Below are 1,246 nucleotides of genomic sequence, written 5' to 3'. Positions count from 1 at the left end.
TGAGATACCGTCTTGGTAGTCAATCAGGTTTTGAGATTATTCGACCAATAAATAATCTCTTTGATAGGCAGTCTGATGTTTTAAAACGCCATAACACAGATGTATAAGCTTGCGCATTGCAGCACCTAAAGCACACATTTTATTTTTACCCTGGCTTAATAATCGTTGATATAAAGCTTCAATGTGTGGATTATATTTAATCGCTGTTAATGCTGACATATACAATACTGAGCGTATTTTACTGTCACCTGCTTTTGATAAGTGACTTTGCTTGTTGACTGAACTGCCAGACAACTGATGTACTGGAACCAAACCTACATATGCAGCAGCTTGACTTGCTTTTTCAAACTTGTGCGAATGAAATAACCCCAACAGTAATAAGCCTGATCGTTCACCGATTGAAGGAATAGTTTGCAGTAATTTCAAATCCTGTTTCAATGTTGGATCTTGATCTATGTGATTATTTATTAACTTGTCAATATTTTCAAGTTGCTGATTTAAATACTCAATATTCTCTTCAAGTAATTTAATCACAACAACGGAGGTATGAGTGGACTGCGCCTTTTCAAGTCGATTCTTTTCCTGCAATAGACTACCTAGATAGACATCTCGTCTGCCTAGTAAAGCTTTTAATAATCTGACATTTTCAGGTTCAGGCTGCCATATGATTAACTTTGCGGTGTAACCATAACGTGAAAGAGCTTCACTATCAGCTTTATCCGTTTTATTTAGCATGGACATGCCTTTGGCAAAGGCTCTTACTCGTGAAGGATTAGCCACACAAACCTTTACACCTGCATCATATAGATAATATCCCAAATTCTCATGATAAACCGAAGTCGCTTCCATGATTGCTGTCACTTGATCAGGTTCAATTTTAAGAGTGATGAGCCATTTGAGCAGACTGCCAAAGCCACTTTCTGTATTAGTAAATATTTTATTTTTTCTTTTTCCAGTCAAACCTTGAGGAAAAATGCAACAATCTATTTTGGTTTTACTGACATCAATACCTAGCATAATCATGGTGATATTCCTTGAGTTTAAGCTATGATTTTTATCCCATTAACCATCATCTTACCTTGTGAATACAGCATCAAAGTGCTTAGTTACCGTTCAGAGTTGTATGAGGGATAAGGGCAAATTGTAGGTTTTATCTCAGGTTCAAATTTAAGATTTTAGCAGCACTCCAAACTCTACAATTTGCGTATAGTGGTAGCTAATCACTATATCAATCAAGATACAAGTA

Annotated in this window: 1 protein-coding gene; it reads right to left on the bottom strand. The window is 36.1% G+C overall.

The features are described from left to right. Window positions 1-36: 36 nt before the first annotated feature. Window positions 37-1,023 carry an IS110 family transposase gene (locus tag ACIG3F_RS16110; RefSeq protein WP_005251678.1) on the bottom strand — a complete coding sequence of 329 codons (987 nt, stop codon included), beginning with the start codon at window positions 1,021-1,023 and terminating at the stop codon, window positions 37-39. Window positions 1,024-1,246 lie beyond the last annotated feature (223 nt).

The sequence above is a fragment of the Acinetobacter sp. NPDC052428 genome, assembly GCF_044547685.1.
GTDB lineage: Bacteria > Pseudomonadota > Gammaproteobacteria > Pseudomonadales > Moraxellaceae > Acinetobacter > Acinetobacter lwoffii_G.
The sequence above is the reverse complement of the archived record's forward strand: the minus strand, read 5'-3'. Positions and strand labels throughout refer to the sequence as shown.